This window comes from Xanthomonas campestris pv. campestris str. ATCC 33913 (genome assembly GCF_000007145.1).
GTDB classification, from domain to species: domain Bacteria; phylum Pseudomonadota; class Gammaproteobacteria; order Xanthomonadales; family Xanthomonadaceae; genus Xanthomonas; species Xanthomonas campestris.
In genome coordinates, this window is record NC_003902.1 from 3327619 (window position 1) to 3346171 (window position 18553).

9 protein-coding genes and 4 pseudogenes are annotated in these 18553 nt (G+C 65.7%); 5 read left to right on the top strand and 8 right to left on the bottom strand.

Going from position 1 to position 18553, the window contains the following annotated elements; all coding sequences use genetic code 11:
• Positions 1-75: 75 nt before the first annotated feature.
• Complete coding sequence (locus XCC_RS14600; RefSeq protein ID WP_011037944.1) at positions 76-1455, top strand: APC family permease; 1380 nt, start codon at positions 76-78, stop codon at positions 1453-1455.
• 499 nt (positions 1456-1954) lie between these two features.
• Positions 1955-3353 (top strand): annotated as a pseudogene (locus XCC_RS14605) (trypsin-like serine peptidase).
• Positions 3354-3530: 177 nt separating this feature from the next.
• Here the strand turns inward: XCC_RS14605 and XCC_RS14610 are convergent.
• Complete coding sequence (locus tag XCC_RS14610) at positions 3531-4562, bottom strand: chemotaxis protein CheB (protein WP_011037947.1); 1032 nt, start codon at positions 4560-4562, stop codon at positions 3531-3533.
• 319 nt (positions 4563-4881) lie between these two features.
• Here XCC_RS14610 and XCC_RS14615 point away from each other — a divergent pair, with 319 nt between their 5' ends.
• A complete protein-coding gene (locus tag XCC_RS14615; protein WP_016944124.1) occupies positions 4882-5085 on the top strand; it encodes a hypothetical protein in 204 nt (67 codons plus the stop codon).
• 202 nt (positions 5086-5287) lie between these two features.
• On the opposite strand, the pseudogene XCC_RS14620 reads toward XCC_RS14615, so the two are convergent.
• Positions 5288-5497: pseudogene (locus tag XCC_RS14620) on the bottom strand (KGG domain-containing protein); the annotation flags it as partial.
• Between the two features lie 325 nt (positions 5498-5822).
• Here XCC_RS14620 and XCC_RS22250 point away from each other — a divergent pair.
• Positions 5823-6155: a hypothetical protein gene (locus XCC_RS22250; RefSeq protein WP_225042213.1), complete on the top strand. Its 333-nt coding sequence runs from the start codon at positions 5823-5825 to the stop codon at positions 6153-6155.
• Positions 6156-6821: 666 nt separating this feature from the next.
• Here the strand turns inward: XCC_RS22250 and XCC_RS14630 are convergent.
• The 6 genes and pseudogenes from XCC_RS14630 to soxR all read right to left on the bottom strand — a co-directional run bounded on the left by XCC_RS14630 (position 6822) and on the right by soxR (position 16837).
• On the bottom strand, positions 6822-8318 hold the full coding sequence (locus XCC_RS14630) for a tryptophan halogenase family protein (RefSeq protein WP_011037950.1): 1497 nt from the start codon (positions 8316-8318) through the stop codon (positions 6822-6824).
• A gap of 37 nt (positions 8319-8355) precedes the next feature.
• Positions 8356-9387: a cupin-like domain-containing protein gene (locus tag XCC_RS14635; protein WP_011037951.1), complete on the bottom strand. Its 1032-nt coding sequence runs from the start codon at positions 9385-9387 to the stop codon at positions 8356-8358.
• Between the two features lie 10 nt (positions 9388-9397).
• Positions 9398-10156, bottom strand: coding sequence for a SapC family protein (locus XCC_RS14640; RefSeq protein ID WP_019237432.1), 759 nt, complete (start codon positions 10154-10156; stop codon positions 9398-9400).
• A 279-nt stretch (positions 10157-10435) separates the two neighbouring features.
• A complete protein-coding gene (locus XCC_RS14645; RefSeq protein ID WP_043877732.1) occupies positions 10436-13591 on the bottom strand; it encodes a TonB-dependent receptor in 3156 nt (1051 codons plus the stop codon).
• A gap of 726 nt (positions 13592-14317) precedes the next feature.
• A pseudogene (locus tag XCC_RS14655) lies at positions 14318-16309 on the bottom strand (M1 family metallopeptidase).
• Positions 16310-16390: 81 nt separating this feature from the next.
• The gene (soxR, locus tag XCC_RS14665; protein ID WP_011037956.1) at positions 16391-16837 is read right to left on the bottom strand and encodes a redox-sensitive transcriptional activator SoxR; all 447 of its coding nucleotides are present in this window, start codon (positions 16835-16837) and stop codon (positions 16391-16393) included.
• A gap of 103 nt (positions 16838-16940) precedes the next feature.
• On the opposite strand from soxR, the pseudogene XCC_RS14670 reads away from it, so the two are divergent.
• A pseudogene (locus tag XCC_RS14670) lies at positions 16941-18312 on the top strand (MFS transporter).
• The last annotated feature ends 241 nt before the right edge of the window (positions 18313-18553 follow it).

Sequence of the window (18553 nt, forward strand, 5' to 3'; positions counted from 1 at the left end):
ACACCCGCCCCACGGCACTGGCCGCGCGCCAGCGCCGCCAGGCACCGCCCGGCCCTCCCCTCAGCGGATATCTGCATGACCGACACCCCAGGCCGCAGCGACGCGGCCACGCTGGAACGCTTCGGCTACGCCCAGGAACTCAAGCGGCAGCTCAGCCTGAAGGACCTGCTGATCTATGGCCTGGTGTTCATGGTGCCGACCGCGCCGTTCTCGATCTTCGGCGGGGTATTCGACATCAGCGCGGGAATGGTGCCGCTGACCTATCTGGTGGGCTTCGTGGCAATGCTGTTCACCGCACTGAGCTACCAGCAGATGTCGCAGGCGTTTCCGGTGGCCGGTTCGGTGTATGCGTATGTGGGGCGCGGCTTGAGCGGCGGCATGGGATTTCTGGCCGGCTGGGCCATCCTGCTGGACTATCTACTGGTACCCACCCTGATCTACGTGGTCGGCGCCAACGCCATGCACAACGTGCTGCCCCAGGTGCCGCAGCCCGCGTGGATCGCCTTCTTCGTGGTGCTCAACACGGTGGTCAATCTGCGCGGCATCGAGACCACTGCGCGTGCCAACCGCTTCTTCCTGTATGCGCAGCTCATCGTGCTGGCGCTGTTCGTGGTGCTGGCGACACTGGCCATCCAGCGCGGCGTCAACGGTGCGCAGTGGACCCTGCGCCCGTTCTACAACCCGCAGGCATTTTCGCCGCAGTTGATTTTCAGTGCACTGTCGGTGGCGGTGGTGTCGTTCCTGGGCTTCGATGCGATCTCCACGCTGTCGGAGGAAGCCCGCGGCGGCAACCGGGTGGTCGGACGCGCGACGCTGTTGGCGTTGGTGCTGGTGGCCGGCCTGTTCGTGCTGCAGACCTGGCTGGCAGCGTTGCTGCAGCCGCACTTGCAGCGCTACCCCAGCGCGCAAGCGTCCAACGATGCGTTCTTCGAGATCGGGCGGCTGATTGCCGGGCCGTGGATGCAGATTGTGATTGCGCTGACGGTGGCCATCAGTGCGGCGATTGCCAATTCGTTGGTGGCACAGGCGGCCACCTCGCGGCTACTGTTCGCAATGGCACGCGACCGCCAATTGCCCGCGTTCCTCCGCTATATCCATCCGCGCACTGGCGTGCCGCAGCGGGCGATCCTGCTGGTGGCGGCCCTGAGCATGGTGCTGGGGGAAGTGTTCGTCGGGCAGATCGCGTTGCTGTCCTCGCTATGCAATGTGGGTGCGCTTACCGCCTTCGTGCTGCTGCATGTGGCGGTGCTTTGGCACTTTCGCGCGCATGGCCGCAAGGTGCTGCACGGAGTGGTGCCAGTGATCGGCATCGTGATCCTGGCCTATGTGCTGATCAATGCCGACCTGCATGCGCAGCTGGGCGGCAGCGCCTGGATGGTGGTCGGCCTGGCCGTGCTGGCCTTCCTCAAGTTCAGCGGGCGCTCGACCGAATTCCGCGCTACTGACGCGTTGTAAATTCCAATGCTGCGTGCGTGCCTGCGCGTGTGCGCGTGCATGCGTACGTGCGGTGAGCGCACGTCGAAGCTACCGCGCCATCTTCGACGTTGAATGCAGCGCATGGACTGCGCCATGCGTCTCCATGCGGATGCCGCACGCAATGCGTACAGATGATGTCATGCGTGCTGCTCAGTGCTGCGCACGCCACCGCCTGCAGATGCCGCTACGCCGTCGCGCAGCATGGCGACACTCAATGTTGCGTCGCGCAATTGCATACGTTCGCGTGCCGCGCTGCGCTCAAGCATTCAACCGAGCACCGGTAAGGACTGCCGTTTGAAGCGGCAACCATCGATACAACGCGCCAGATCGCACATTTTCGTGAAAGCCACTTCATGAAAGAGATTTTAAGCACATATTCAGCGTTGAACTTTCGCTAGTCTCGTGACGCGCCATCGATGGCGCACGCGGACCACGGCCCCCGCCGTTGCCCAGCGTTCCCTGACGAGAAGGACTATCCATGAATCGCAAGAATGCGTTGTATCTCGCGTTGTTCTCCGCACTTTCCGGCACGGCGCTGGCAGCGCCGCCGACCGAAATGGACGCCGCGCCGGTGACCACGGCGCCGCAAGCCGCCAAGTTGGGTGCCGCACAGCTGCAGTCGGCCAGTTTGCGTGGTGGCGTGCTGCCAACCCGTGTTGCGCAATTGGCGGCACCCGGCAGCAGCGAACTGGCACGCGTGCGCGAGCGTCGCATTGCGCAGGTCAAGCACGGGCTGCCGTTGCAGATCGGTTTCTCGCGCGCGGTGACGCAACCTCTGGTCAACCTGTCCAAGCTGGATTGGCAGATGACCAGCGATGGCGGCCGCGTGGCAACGCTGACGCTCAGCTCCGCGCAGGCTGCTGCATTGCGCGCCTCGCTGGTGCTGCGGGGGGGCCGGCGCAACGCCGGGCGATCCGTCCAAGGTGACGCTGCGTTTTGCCGGCAACGATGGCCGCGTGTTCGAGCAATCCGGTACCAGCTTCAGCACCAGTGGCAGTGACATCGGCTGGTCGCCGACGGTCAACGGCGACACCTTGCTGGTCGAGCTGTCGCTGCCGGCTGGGCAATACCCGCAGAACTTCAGCCTGTCGGTGCCGCAGTTGTCGCACCTGGACATCAGCCCCACCGCCAGCCCGCGCGACATGATGACCATTGCCATTGGCGAGAGCGATTCCTGCCAGAACGACGTCGTTTGCCGCGCCAACCCCACCGCCGGTTTCACCAGTGCGTCCAAGGCCGTGGCGCGCATGGTGTTCACCACCAGCCAGGGCTCGTTCCTGTGCACGGGCACCTTGCTCAACAACACCAACACGCCCAAGCGCAATCTGTTCTGGACCGCCGCACACTGCATCAGCACGCAGACGGTGGCCAATTCGCTGCAGACCTATTGGTTCTACGATGCGGCCAGCTGCAACGGCAATACCGCCAGTGCGCAGGCCACCACGTTGACCGGCGGTGCGTTCCTGCGCCATGCCAACACCACGCGTGACACCGCATTGCTGGAGCTCAAGACCGCACCGCCCAGCGGCGCGTTCTACGCGGCGTGGAATAGCGCAGCCATCGGGGCCACCGGCACATCGATCATCGGCATCCATCACCCCTCTGGCGACGTGAAGAAGTACTCGCTGGGCTCGGTCACCGGGCTGAACACCTCCATCGACGGCAAGACCCCGCTGTACCGCGTGGTCTGGAACGATGGTGTAACCGAGGGCGGCTCGTCGGGCTCGGCCTTGTTCACCGTCGCCAGTGGTGGCGCCTACCAGCTGCGGGGCGGCCTGTATGGTGGGTATTCGTACTGCACCGCGCAGAGCGATCCGGATTATTACTCGCGGTTCTCGGATGTGTATTCCACCATCTCCAGCTTCCTGGGCCCGTAAGGCCTGATGGAGAGTCAAGCGACTGTGTAGCAGTGCTGCGTGCGCGACCCTTGTGGTCGCGTACGCGTTTATCTGAAGCGTGCACCTTTGCGTGGCTCGGTGTCTTGCCAGGCGATGCATAAGTGGTTGTTAGGCATGTCGTGCAACGCGAAGCCAGCTGTTACCGCTAATGCGGGCTCACTCTGAGGGTTCCACCGCCGCAGCGAGCGGCGATTTGCGCAGCAACGCCTTGCGCAAGGTGTCCGCATAACCGCGGTATTCGTCCGCGCGATGGCGGTACATCGCTGCGGTATTCGGTTGCGCACGGGTGTTGGAATCGGCCATCCGCGCCACCAAGGTGGCCCGCTCGTCGATGATGCGCAGGGCAATGCGCAGGGCCTCGTCCACCGACCCTTCGGTGGCCGACAGCAGACTCTCGCCTGTGTAGGCATGCCCGACCTGGCAGCGGAACCGCAGCACAGAACTCTCCGATATTTGCGACAGCACGCCGCCACATGCCGGGCAACTCATCGCAACCGGCGTGGCGATCCGCGCGGTGTCGTCGGTCGTGGTCAATGCACCGCGTGCGATCGCCACTTCCAGACGCAAGGCATCGGTGATCACCCGCGCCGGCCCTGCCGCTGTCTGCGCCAGTTCCGCAATCAGGCCGCCCAACTCGGCGCTGCTGCGAACGGCATCGGCAGGCACGCGCTGCAGCGCACTCAGCGGCATGTCGCTGGCCACCGCCTCGCCAGGATCCTGCACCAGTACCGTGCCGCCGCAGGCGTGAATCGCGTCAAGACCTGCGGTGCCATCGTTGAGCATCCCCGATAGCAGCACCCCCACCGTTCTGGGCCCGAAGGCCACCGCTGCCGAGCGGAACAAGGCATCGATCGAAGGCCGCGACATGTTTTCGCGCGGGCCGGTGCCCAGCACGATTCGCCCGTCGGCCACCATCAGGTGACGGTCGGCCACCGCGACATAGAGCGTGTGCGGTTCGATGCGCATGCCATCGGCGGCCTCGACCACGGTAATGCCGTTGGCACCGGCACTGACCGTGCGCATGATGCCGTGACCATGCGCCGACATGTGCAGCACCACCAGGATGGCGGCAGGCGTCTGCGCTGGCAGCGCACCCAACAAGCGCCGCAACGCCTCGCCGGCGCCAGCCGATCCACCGATCACGATGACATCGCGGTGCTGCTGGGGATGCAGGTCGTTGTCGACCATGGGCGACTCCAGTGATGAGCCGGTTTCACCATCGCGTGGGCCGTGTTGGCGCAGTGCGTAGAGCCGTGTAAACGGCGACGAAAGAAGACGGTCTCTTCGCATCGGTGAAGCGGGCAGCGGGCAGCGGGCAGCGACCTCATGCAGCACAGTGCACACACTTCGCATCTGAATGCGTGATGGCACGCCTGCAGGCACCCTTCGGTATCGGCGCCGATCCGCGGCGGTGCTAGGCTCAGCGCTCCATTGCGTGGCGAGAGCCGGCATGACGGACACAACAGGATGTCGAGACCTGGCGCACGCGCTTGCCGAGCTCTGGCGTTTGAGCGAGCTGCATCGTGCAAACGAAAGCGCCTTCTGGGACGGTTTTGCCGCCTTGATCAGCACGCTGGAGATCAGTGGCATGACCGCGCGCGAAGTACGCACTGCGCTGTGCAGCGAAATCATGGCATTACGCACACTAGGCACGCGCACCTATCGCCCTGGCATGCTGCGTTACGCGGTACCGGTCATCGTGCAGCGCTGAAGCGCGGTGCGATTCGTCACTGAGAGGTACATGCGGCCTGTGGCGGCTGGCGAAGCAGCCATCACCCCACACCATCCCGCTTTCTTTTCCGCATGGTTGCGCTGCCGAGACAGCGCGTCCTAACCCATCGGCGGCACGGGGTAGGCGCACCCGTGCCGCTGCCAGCAGTGCCGACTCAGCGGTTGCCGCCGCCGCTGTTCTCGCCACCCTTGCGGCCGATGTCGGCCATGTGCTCGCGGTCCTGGCTCACCGACTCACCGCCCTTGCGGCCGGCTTCCCTGGCTTCTTCGGAGTCGAACTCGTGTGCATTGCCGCTGGCGTGTGCGGCCTTGCCGCCCTTGCTCGCAATCTCGCGTTGCTTGTCTTCGTCCATCGATGCGAAACCACGGTTGCTGGTGTTTTGATCAGCCATTGGTGTACTCCTCAACTGTGTGGAACACGGCAGAAATACCGTAGGCGTAGTGTTGATCCGGGCCGATTAAACCCACGTCCAGCCGATGCCACGAGCACGTAGACGAGGCTGCCGCGCACGGGCGGCACCATCGCGGCGCGCTAACGTGGTCTTGTGTTTCGGCATGGCCTGCCACGTGCGTGCAACGGCCTGCACACTCCACGTGTGTGTGCCGATCATGCACACTGTTGGCCCCGCTCAGCCAAGGACGCGTATGCGCCACTCTTCCCCTTTCTCTGCCGTTGCCACGCTGGTGCTGGTCTTGGGCGCAACCGCTGCGCCGGCCATGGCCGCAGCCAAGCCCGCCAACAGCGAGGACGTCAAGGCCTATGCCCTGCAGCTGTGCCTGGATGCCAATTACCAACGCGCAGGCAAATATGCCGAAGACCAGTTGCGCGACCGCTCGTTCCTGACCACCACTTACGCGCTCGACAACGCACGGGCCGGGGCCACTGCGCGCTTGCACGAGTTCGTCGCAAAACAGACGGCCGACTTCCACCGCGCCGAGGTGCCAATGAAGGACGAGCAGCGGCTGGGGCCGTACAACCGGATCTTTGCGCAGTGCATGGCCTTCTATCGGTCAGCGCCACTGAGCGAGTTTGTGCAACGCCTGCGTTGAGCATCCCGAGTAGACGCGACTGCGACCTTGCTGTGCAGGCGCGCGTTCCGTTGCAGTCGCTTGATCAGCTGCGTGCGGCGGGCGTCGTGCCGGCACGTCCCGTCCCGGTGCGTCGCTGCATGTCGCGGCACCGCAGTTATTCACGCACGGCGGCGATTACGCCGTGACCGGCATCGTGGTGCGCGAGGGGCCTATCGGTACCGACACCAGCGCAACGGAACTGCGGGTGCACCTACAGCTGCTGCCCCCGGCTTCACCGAAGTCCCCAGGCTCACCGAGCCCGCCCTGCTGGCGGCATCGATGCTGACCACCTTCCCGCGCTTGCAGGCAACCGTGGCGCAGGCGCAGGTGAGGCGGTCTGTCCGCTTCTCGCCCTGGTATGGCCGTGGATGGATTGAAGTACCGCCGCACCTGTACCCGGATGCCGAGGCAAGTGCGTGTGTGTAAGAGCAGGACCGCGTCATGGACGCACGCCTGGATAGCGTCCACGCCGCATGCCAGACAGCCGCTGCCCACGCCCAGACCTGCGCCACCATCGGTGCGCGGTTGGCCGCTGAACGCGATGACCTGCAACGCTGCCTCAGCGAATAACCGAAACAGCGACAGCGGCGCTGGCTGGCCGCTCCGCTGCGTGACGGCTTTACAGCGTAACGACCCTGCTGTCCGTCAGCCCCAGGTGCTTTGATCCACCTTGCAGTAGCTGTCGATAAACGCCTGCTGGGTCGGCAGCTGTGTCACCACGTGCTGCAGTGGCTGGCGGATGCCATCCAGCAACTGCTGCAGATGCTGGTCGGGCAAGGCGCGCGTCAACGGATGATGCTGCGCGGGCGCAACGCGCTGGCCGAGCAGCACATGCGTCCAGGAATCGACACGGAACAGTTCGTCGCCATCCTGCCAAGCATGGGCGCCCTCGCGCCATGCACGCAGGCGCAGCTGCAGCGATTCCGGCAATTCCATCGCGCGGCATTGCCGCCACAGCGCCTCCTCGCGCTGGGTGGCGTGGTAATGCAGGATCACGAAATCGCGCACGTGCTCGGCTTCGGCGCGGCTGATGCGGTTGAACAGGTCCACCTGCGGTTGCGCGATGCCATCGGCGGGGAACAGCGTGATCAGGCGCATCACCGCCACGATCGCCAGATGGATGCTGGTGGATTCCAGTGGCTCCACGAAACCGCTCGCCAGGCCCAGCGCCACCACGTTCTTGTTCCAGGTCTGCAGCCGGCGGCCGGTGACGAACGGCACCAGCATCGGGTCGCGCCGTGGCGTGCCTTGCACCGCTGCCAACAGCATGGCGCTGGCTTCATCGTCGGAGAGGTGCGCCCGTGCGTAGACCAGCCCGTTGCCCACGCGATGCTGCAGCGGAATCTGCCAGCGCCAGCCGGCCGCATGCGCAATCGCGCGTGTATACGGCACCGGCGGCTCCACCGATTCGGTCTGCACCGCAACTGCACGGTCGCAGGGCAGCCAATGGCTCCAGTCTTCATAGCCGGTGTGCAGGGTCTGCTCGATCAGCAGCCCGCGAAAACCGGTGCAATCGATGAACAGGTCGCCCTCGACCACTTGCCCGTCTTCCAGCACCAGCGCCTCGACGAAGCCGCTATCGGCATGCTGGCGCACCTGCTGGATCTTGCCCTCGATGCGGGTGGCGCCATAGCGCTGCGCGTGGGTGCGCAGAAAGCGCGCATACAGGCCGGCATCCAGATGGTAGGCATAGTTCACCGCGGGCTGCTGCAGCACCGCGAAGCGGTCCGCACGCGCGGCCTGCGCTTCCAGGCAGTACTCGTCGAAGCCGCTGTGCATGCCACGCCGCTGCGCCTCCAGCCAGAAGTGGTGGAAGGCGCACACCAGCGTGCCCTGCCCGGTGCTGCCAAACGGGTGGATGTAGCGATCACCCTGGCCTTGCCAGTCCTCAAAAGAGATGGCCAGCTTGAAGGTGCCGGCTACCGCACGCAGGAATTCCTGCTCGTCGATCTGCAGGAAGCGATGAAACGCGCGGATCGGCGGCACGGTGGATTCGCCCACGCCAATCGTGCCGATCTGCTCGGATTCCACCAGCACGATCTCCAGCAGCCCGCGAAACTGATGCGCCAGCGCGGCGGCGGCAACCCACCCGGCGGTGCCACCGCCGGCAATGACAACCTTGCGAATGCGTGCCTGCGTCACTGCGCGTTCCTCGAAGAAGGGTGAAAAGTGAACCTGATCAGCGATTGAGCCGGGCGATCAGCAGTGCGCGCAGTTGCCGCGCGAGCGCCGGGTCGATGGTGCCCAGCACCTGCCGCGCGGCCTCGGGCAGATGTGCGCCAGCCTGCTCGGCTGGACCGAATACGTAGTAATCGAACACTGCGCGCCAGGCGGCTTTTTCCGCGGCGGGCCGGTCGCGGATGGACCACAGCGCGTGATACAGCGCCGGCATCGGTGCGGGCACGTGCGCGGGCATGCTGCCCCACCAGTAATTGACCAGCACGTTGAAGGGCTGCAGCGCCATCACGTGGTGCCACCACATGCTGGGAATGAACACCGCATTGCCCGGCTGCAACACGGCGGTACGCGCATGCGGCAACGCCTGCGCAAAGCGCGGATAGCGCTGCAGATCGGGCGCGGCCAGGTCCACCATGCTCACCACCTGCCCGCCCGGCGTCGGCTCCAACGGCCCGGGATACAGGTTGGCAATCTGCTCTGGCGGAAACAGCGTGAAGCGCCGCTGCCCCACCGCGCAGCAGGCGAGATTATTCGGCACGTCGTAATGGCACGAGGCGACCACGCGGTTGCCGATCCAGATGCTCGGCTGCACGTTGCTGCCGCTGGCGCGCATGTCCAGGTCGTTGCCCGCACGCAGCCCGGGCAGGTAGTCATCGACCGGCAGCGAGGCCAGGTAATAGGTGGGCGGCTGCGCATCGTTGCGATGCGCTTCAATCGCCTCCAGCACACTGCCCAAGCTGCCACGGCGCACTTCGAAGTTGAGGTCGGTGACGTCATCGGTGTAGAACGGGCGCCCGGCAATCTCCGGGCCGCCATACGAATATTGCAGCGGCTGCGCACGGTCGAACCTGCGCAACACAGCCATTGCCTCGGCATCGCCACGCTGGCCGGCCTGCACCAGCTGCCAGTCGCGTGCCACCCCGCGCAACACCACCGGCTGCGCTGCGGCACAGAGCGCGGCCAGCGGCAGCGCATCGGCCGTGCAATCGCTGCGCTCGGCAATTGGTGCCATGGCGTCGAACGGCGTGGTCATCTGCGTGGGCTCACGCGTGCGCGGCGGCAGGTGTGGCAGTGGCCTGCTGCAGACGACGCTGTTTTTCAGCCATCAAGCGGCGCAGATTGTGCTGCGAGGCCAGCATCAGGAAGGCACCTTCCAGGTAACCGGCCTGATGCAGCTGATGCAGTGCATGCGCGTCGAGGGATGCCAGGCGTTCGCGGTCGATGGCATACAGCCCGTCCAGATGCGCGCCGTGGTTGGCGTCCAGCGTGATGTCCAGCCGCACCGGCTGGATCAACCCGAGCGCATCGAACGCCGCGCACATCGGCTGCCCGGCATCCATGCCATCACGGATGCCGCGCAACACATCGATGATGTGCTGCAGATACGGGCTATGACCGCCCTGCGGCAAGAACACCGGCTCGCCGTCCGTGCGGCTCAGGCGCGGATGCTCCAGGTCGACATGGATCACCGGCTCCTGTACCAGCGCGCCATCGATGCGCTGCTCCTGGAAGCCGATCAAAAATGGCCCTTTGGCAATGATTCCCGGCAGGTAGCTGGCATTCCAGCGCTGGTCCTGCAGGAAGAGGTTCTCGTCGTGCGCAAAGCCCAGCACCGCCACAGCCTGGTATGCGCCGCTGGCGGGATCCTTGCGAAAGAACAGAGGGTATTCGCGCTGCAACTCGGCAAATTCGGTGACGAAGGCCGGCACCAGGCCAACCGCATCGCCAAACTGCGCCCCGAACTGCAGGATGACGCGCACATCGTGATGCGCCACATTGTTGAGCACTGCGTATCGCGTCATCGAAACTCCGGCGGGTAAGTGGCCTGCCCGGCCCTCTCCGCTGTAAGGCGGCGGTGGAGCGGCCGCTGCATCAAGCGTCTGCTGCAGGCGAGCATTGCGAAAAAGCGCGCCGCCGGCAAGCCGCACAGCACCATGCAGCTGCAGACGTGCACGCACCGCATCCGCGTGCGGCACGCGCAGCACGCTCGCCAGGCGAGGCGCATTGACGCACCGGCCTCAAGCGGTGCGGCAAGCGCAGTGCGCAGCTGCCGTAGACCGGCAACTGCGCCCCATCCGCGGTTAGAACGCGTAGCGCACGCCCAGCGTATAGCGCGGTTGCTGGTCGATCAGGCGGATGATCTGCTTGTCCGATCGCCCGTGCCAGCGCACGTCCTCGCCCGTCAGGTTGATGGCTTCAAAGCCGATCGACAGCTGCTTGCTGAAGGCGTAGCTGACACTGAGGTCCCACTGCTGGTACGCCTCGACGTAGTACGGGTTGCGGTTGGAATTGTCCTGGTTGGCGGCGATCAGATACTCGTCGCGCCAGTTCCATGCCAGACGCGCGCTGAAGCCGTACTTTTCGTACATCAGCATGGCATTGGCGGTGTCGCTCAAGCCCAGCAAGGCGAACTGGTCGCGGTCGATCACGGTGTTGTCGAAGCCGACATCGCCTTCCACGATGGTGTAGTTGGCGTAGATGCCGAAGCCGCTGCTGCCGAAGAAGTACTGCCCTCCCAGTTCCCAGCCATGAATATTGGCCTTGTTCTGGTTGATCGGCCGCGAGACATCGAACTGATACAGCGGGTCGCTACTGTTGCCGGTGATGTCGTAAGCGTTCTCCAGCGCCAGGCTCTGCGCGGAGCTCCCGTTGTAGGCACCCAGGCCGCCGGTGGCTGCGGCGTTGCGCAACAACGCCATGGCCGCGAACAGCGAGGTGTCGTTGGCCGAACACGCCGCGGCAACGTCATTGCCGGACGCACCCACCTGGGCTGCGCAGGCACCGCTTTGCAGGAAGGCCAACGCCGCCTGCGCATCCGGCCCGGAGGTAGGGTCGGTGAGCCCGTACAGCGATTCGCGCGACACCGTGTTGCCGATGAAGTTGCTGACGCGCTTGTTCCAGAACGTGGCCGACACATAGCTGGCGTCGGCGAAGTACCACTCCAGCGCCAGGTCGAGGTTGTCCGATTCCAGCGGATCGAGCTGCGGGTTCTGCGAGTCGCCACCGGCACGGTTGGAGGGGTTGATCAGGATCGAACCGTTGGGCGTGTTGGGCGTGGGCCCGGCAATCAGGTTGTTGTAGGGTGCGCGCGCAATGGTCTGGCCGAACGAGGCACGCCCCTTCAGCTGGTCGGTGATGTCGATGCTGAAATCGAGATTGGGCAGGATGTAGTTGTAGCTGGTCTTTTCACTGAAGGGCTGCAGCTCTGCCGAACGGACCAGCTGGAAGTCGTTGTTGGACTGCCACAGCAAACCGGTTGGCGTGGCCACCTGCGACACCGATTCCACATCGGTGCGCTCGTAGCGCAGGCCCAGCCGCGTATTGGTGGTCATGCCGGCGATATCGCCCTGCAATTCCAGCTGCACGTACGCCGCGCGGGTCTTCTCTTCCACCTGGTTATCGGCGCTGTATTGCGGGTTGTAGCGCGTGGTGGCGCCGTACTGGCTGCCACCCCACAACGCGAGTTGGTCGGCATCGCCACGCCAGGCGCTGGGCGCCGCGCCATTGGCATTGAAGTCCTTGAACATGCCGGTGATGCTGACCGGCTGCAGCAACGCCACCATGCCCGGCTCATTGCCGGCATTGGCCACGCTCCAGTCACCGAGCGTGGAGTTGGTGTCGCTGGTGAGCCGGTTCATCTTGGTATTGGCCGAGCTCACGCCGAACTGGAAGCGGCCGTCGTCGAAGTCGAACGTGCCGTCCACACGCCCTTCCTTGATCTCGTTCACCTGCGATTGGTAGTAGATGCGCAACACCTGCGAGCCCAGGTTGCCCGCGGTGAAGTCCGGGTTGACCACGCCATTGGTGCCGGCCAGCGAATCGGCCGCGGTGGGGTACCAGGTGCGTGCGCCGATCGGCAGCGAATTGTTGAACCACAACTCCTGGCCCCACTGCCCGCCGCACAGCGGGCCGCTGGCGCAGTTGTTGGTGCCGGCAAGGCTGAAATAGGTGGCGCTGCCGCCGGTGACCGGGTCGTTGGGCAGGCTCTTGGTCTTGGAGTTGTGCGCATCGAAACTCAGCTGGAAGCGGTCGCTCACCTGCCAGTCCGCGTTGAAGCCGAGCGAGCCGAGCGTGTACTTCTGCTCGTTGCGCTGCTGCTCCATGCCGAAGTCCTTGGCACCACTGGGCACATCGCGCAGATACACCGGCGTGGCCACGGCCTGGCCGGTATCGAAGGTCAGGTCGGTGAAGCTGTTGGCGCGCTGCAGCCAGATGCCCTGCTCGCCACGCTCCTCGCGGATTTCATTGGACGAATAGGTGTAGTCCAGGGTCAAGGTCAGGCTATCGGTGGGCGCAAACTGCATCACCGCCTGGCCATTCATGCGCTCGCGCTGGAAGTCGGCGAACGCGTAGCGGAGGTCATTGGGCATGCCGTACAGCTGGCCGATCGCCGGTGCGTTGGTCACCACCGCATCCGGACGCAGCGCGGGATCGGTGCCGGTCCAGCGCTGGATATTCCAGGTGTTTTCGGTGGCCTGCACCGAGCCGCCATGGCGCTTCTGGTAGCTGGCGCTCAGGCCGATACCGAAGGTCTTGTCGGGGTTGGTGTAGCTGAAGATGCCCGACACTTCGGGGGTGAGCGAATCGCCGAATGGCTGCGAGCGGTCAGACACCATCTTGGCGCCGGCATTGGCCACCACGCCGGAATGGTTGAACGGCTTGTCGGTCTGGATATTGATGGTGGCGCCGATGCCGCCGCTGGGCGCCGTGGCGCGGCTGGTCTTGTAGACCTCGATGCCGGTGATCGCTTCAGAGGCCAGCTGCGCGAAGTTGAACGCGCGCGTGCCCACGTCTACGCCGCCGATTGGCGTTTGGCCCGGTGCGCCGAAGGCGTCCGCACCCGGGATCAAGCGCCCGTTGAGCGTGACCGTATTGAACTGCGGGCCGAAGCCACGCGCGGTGACCTGCGCGCCCTCGCCATCGCGGCGTTCGATCGAGATACCGGTGATGCGTTGCAGCGACTCGGCCAGATTGGTATCCGGGAATTTGCCGATGTCTTCAGCGCTGATCGCATCCACCACGCCGGCGGCGTCGCGCTTGATGCCCATCGACTGGTCCAGGCTGCTGCGGATGCCGGTGACGTTGACGGTGTCGAGCGTGGTAGCAGCGTCGCTGCTGGACTGTGGCGGCGGTGCTTGCGGCGTCGTGTCCTGCGCAAAGGCGGGATTGATGACCAGCAAACCGCCAACGAAGGTGAACATGGCCTTCGACTTGAAGCTCTTCAACGTACGACGCATCGATGTGTCCTCGGGTGGTGTGCAACTGCCCACGGCCGTGCGCGCGACATGCGACACCGCCACTGTCTTTGCCGGCATCCCTGCGGATGTCCGGCGAACTGCCTGCAGCAAGTTCTGTGATCCCCTGCGGTGCAACTCAACGACGGATCCCCCGAGCCAGTCGTGTCCTGCCCGTCGCGTACGACGGCGACTTCCTCTCTGATCCGTTCCAGCTGATGACTGCGCCAGTGGCCCTGCTCTGCAACAGCCGCTGGCGTGATAGCGCTAACACGCGGCGCAGCCTAATCACCGGCAACAGCGCTTGTCACCGTGCGTTGCAGCAAATCTTTAACAACCCGACCGGGCCTGCAAACAACGCTGCGCTTGAGCCCGCAGCGCAGCTTCAACAACGGCGTGGCTGTAAGCGTTACCAAGCACGCCTCGAAAACACACCGCCAAAACGCGCTGAAAACAGGCCGCATAACCGTTGCAGGCGTGACCATGCCGACACTTGCGCAAGCGCCCTGCCAACGCGGCCGGATGTGGATCGCTTATCGAAGAACGATGCGACGGTGCGGGCCGCAACCCGCGTGCGCAGTGCTGCGTGCAAACGGTGGCGTTGCTGCAAGGCGCGCACGACAACGGCGCAATCGCTGCAATCGATTGCGCCGTTGTGGCCTTGCTCAACAGTGCGTGCCGTCAGGAAAAAGCGCGCAGCAATGCGCGCGACGGCGGCGGTGCTGGCGCCTAGCGGGCAAGCTCCAGCGTGTTGTCGGCACGTGCCGCATCCGGCAGTGCATGGTCTGGGTCCAGGCGCACGCGCAGTACTTTCTGCGTAGTCGCCAGCGTGAGCTTGGGTGCGGTCTGCTGCAGCCAGGCTTCCACCGGTACCCGCCGGTCCAGATGGCTGCCGTCTGCCAGGTCCGCGCGCAGCGTGACCGGCATCACCAGCCGCTGCCGGCTGCGCAGGGTGACCTGCACGCCCTTCGCCGGGTCCTGGTCCACGTAGTGCGCCTCGCTGATGCCCATGTCCAGCTGCCAGTTGTTGAAGTACCAGCCCCGCCACCACCAGCTCAGGTCCTCGCCGCTTTCGCTTTCCATCAAACGAAAGAAATCCGAGGGTGTCGGATGCTTGAACGCCCAGGTGGCGATGTATTTGCGAAAGGCCGGATCAAAGCGCGCAGGCCCCAGGATTTGTTCGCGCAACAACACCAGGCCCAGCGCACCCTTGAAGTAGGTCAAGGGGTGGCGGTAGGTCTCGCTGGTGGCATCGGCGGTGTCCATCAAGGTCGGTGCGTTGGCGTCGGCCAGCAACGGCAAGATTTCGTCCACCGGGTTGCCGCCCTTGGGCGCATATTCCGAGTCGCGCTTGGGGGCGTATTCGCCCTTGTTGAAGGCATCCGATGCGTAGACGTCGATGAAGGTGTTGAACCCTTCGTCCATGAAGGCATGCCGGCGCTCGTTGGAACCGACAATCATCGGGAACCAGGTGTGGCCGATCTCGTGTGCGGTGATCCAGAACAGGTCCTTGCCGCCATCGTCGAACCCGTCGAACACGATGCCCGGATACTCCATACCCGCGCCGTAGCCACCCAGGTTGATCGCGGCCGGCCACGGGTATGGGTACCACTGCGAAAAATGCTCGATCGCACCTTTGACGTACTCGGTGGAGCGGTTCCATTTCGCCTCGCCCACGCCTTCCACCGGATACACCGACATCGCCAGCGACTGCTTGCCATCGGGCAGATTGATACGCGCGGCATCCCACACGAAGGCCGGCGACGCGGCGAAGGCCACATCGCGGGTGGTGTCCATGTGGAACCGCCAGGTACGCGTGCGCGTGCTTGCCGGCGCCGCAGCACGCGCGGCTACCTCGGCGGGCGTGCGAATCAGCACGGTACGATCGCTGCCGCGTGCCTGGGCCAGGCGTTGCTGTTCGGTACGGCTGAGCACCTCATCGGGATTGGTCAGCGCGCCGGAGCCGGCCACCAGAAATCCGTCGGGCACCGTCACCGCGTAGTCGAAGCTGCCGTATTCCAGATAGAACTCCGAGCCCAGATACGGCTGCGTGTCCCAGCCACGCAGGTCGTCGTACACGGCCATGCGCGGGTACCACTGCGCAATCTCGTAGATCTCGCCCTGCTTGCTGTTGCTCACCGCCGTGCGCCCACCCCAGGTGCCGGGAATGCGGTAGCGGTAGCGGATATGCACGGTGAGCGCCTTGCCCTGCCCGGCCAGTGGCTGCGGCAGGTCCACGCGCAGGCGCGTGTCGTCCACCAAGAACGGTACCGCCTGTCGGCGCCCGCCGCTGTCCACCTCGACGCTGGCGATCTGCATGCCCTCGGTGGTCTGGGAGCGGCGCGATGGCCGGCTGGCGGCAGCACGCGCGTCGGCACGGTAGCGGTTCTGGTCCAGCTGCAGCCACAGCACGTCGAGCGTGTCCGGGCTGTGGTTGGTGTAGCGGATCGCCGCTTCCCCGGTGAGGGTGTGGGTGGCCGGGTCGATCTACGCGCTGAGGTCGTAGTCGGCCCGGTTCTGCCAGAACAGCGGCCCCGGCTTACCGCTGCCGCCGCGATACGCGTTGGGCGCATCGGGCAGCTGCAAGGGCGCGAACAGCGCCAGCGGGTCGAACGGGCTGGCCGCTGCAGGAGCGGCCGCTGGCGGGGCCGCCAGTGCAGTGAACGAAAGACACGCGAGTGCAAGCGCAACAGCCAGCGAGCGGCGCACGGTGGGGAACATGCGAAGTCCTGCGACGAGGGGGGACAACCATCCTACGGCGGCCCACCTCATCCAGGCACTGCCATTGGTCCCGGTGCGCGCTCAGCCGCCGACAGTGCCCGACAGGCGCACTGCGCCGTCACCGCTCTCGGCCAGAGTGTCGCCGGGGTTGCTCAGGCGGCAGCGCCGCAGCGACAGGCAGCCGCAGCCGATACAGTCGGTGAGCTGGTCGCGCAGCGCCTGCAGCTCGGCAATGCGTGCGTCCAGCTGGCCACGCCAACGTGCCGACATGCGCGCCCATTCCGCGCGCGTGGGTGTGCGCTGGTCCGGCAGCACCGAGAACGCATCCAGCACCTGCTGCAACGGGACGCCGAGCCGCTGCGCCACGCGGATCACCGCGATCCGCCGCAGCACATCACGCGCATACCGGCGCTGATTGCCGGCAGTGCGCAGGCTACGGATCAACCCCTTGCGCTCGTAGAAATGCAACGCCGATACCGCCACGCCACTGCGCTTGGCCACATCCCCCACGGACAACTCACGCTGCATTGCCTTGACCTCAACCTTGGTTGAGGCAGGATGCTGCGCGGCCATGGCGGGATGCAAGCCCTGCCCGCGCTGCCGTTTCACGCTTTGCTTTCTTGGATGTTCAATGACGACCCACACCACTCTGCCCACTGCATCGCCCACCGATGCGCGCGCCACCTCCATTCTCGCCGCGCCGTACCGCGCCACCACGCTGGGCATGGTGGCGTTGGTGGCGCTCAACGCGTTTGAATCGCTGGCAGTGGCCGCGGCCATGCCCACGGTGGCGCGCGAATTGAATGGCCTGCCGCTGTACGCACTGGCCTTCGGCGGCACCTTGGCGACCAGCGTGGTGGGCATGACCGCGGCCGGGCGCTGGAGCGACCGGCGCGGGCCGGCGGGCGCATTGGGCGCCGGGTTGCTGTGCTTCGTACTGGGCCTGGTCATCGCCGGGCTGGCACCGAACATGCCGCTGCTGATCGCTGGACGGCTGCTGCAGGGCCTGGGTGCAGGCGCCTACTCGGTAGCGCTGTACGTCATTGTGGGCCGCCTGTATCCGGAGGCCCTGCGCCCGCGCGTGTTTGCCGCGTTCTCTGCCGGCTGGGTGGTGCCGTCGTTGATCGGGCCCGGCATCAGTGGCCTGATCGTGCAGCACGCCGGCTGGCGCTGGGTATTCCTGTCGGTGCCGCTGCTGGCGATCCCGGCCGGCCTGATGCTGCTGCCGGCGCTGCGTGGACGCGACTGGAGCACGCAGGCCGCGCTGCCCGGCAAGGACGCGCTGGGCTGGGCGATTGGCGCGGCACTGGGTGTGCTGGGCGTGTATGTCGGTGGCCAGTTGCACGGCCTGCCCCGCCGTGCTGGCGATGGCGCCGGCATTGGCGGTCACCGGCGTGTGCGCCTGGCAGCTGCTGCCGGCCGGCACCTTGCGGCTGGCACGCGGCCTGCCCAGCGTGATCGCGTTGCGCGGGATCGCGGCGGCGGCGTTCTTCGGCTTCGAAGCGTTTCTGCCGCTGCTGTTGTCGCGCGAACGCGGCCTGTCGCCGCTGCTGGCCGGCATTGCGCTGAGCGTGGGCGCCTTGGGCTGGTTCAGCGGTTCGTGGTACCAGGGCCACAGCACCGCTGGCTGGTCGCGGCCACGGCTGCTCAAGACCGGCGCGGTGCTGATGTCGGCGGGCATCGTGATCAGTGCGGGTGCGATCTGGCCGGCCGTGCCGGTGCCGGCCGCCATCGCCGGCTGGGCCGTGACCGGGTTGGGCATGGGCCTGTTGTATCCGAGCCTGTCGGTGCTGACCTTGTCGCTGTCACCGACCGCCAAGCAAGGTGCCAACAGCTCGGCCTTGCAGCTCAGCGAGGCGATTGCGGTGGCGGGCGTCCTTGCGGTGGCCGGCGCCTTGTTTGCCGCGCTATTGGGCTCGGCCACCCCCTTGGCCTATGCCAGCGTCTTTGCGCTGGCGTGGGTGCTGGCGCTGAGCAGTTTCTGGGTGGCGCACCGGGTGTGAGCGTGGCGGTGGCGAACGTCACTGCGTCGCGTTGCTGCCAGCGCGTGGCCCAAGAGCCACTCCGCAGCGTGCTGCGCGCGCGTGGGCTGGCTGCTGGCCCGGTGCAATTGGACGGCGTGGATGGCGCGTCAGTGGTCGTGGGCGGCGACATCGCCGCGTCTCAGATACGCGCCCGCGCCGAAACCAGTCCACAGCCGCACGATCACTTTGCCGAGTCTGCCGGGTTCGCGCCGATCACAGC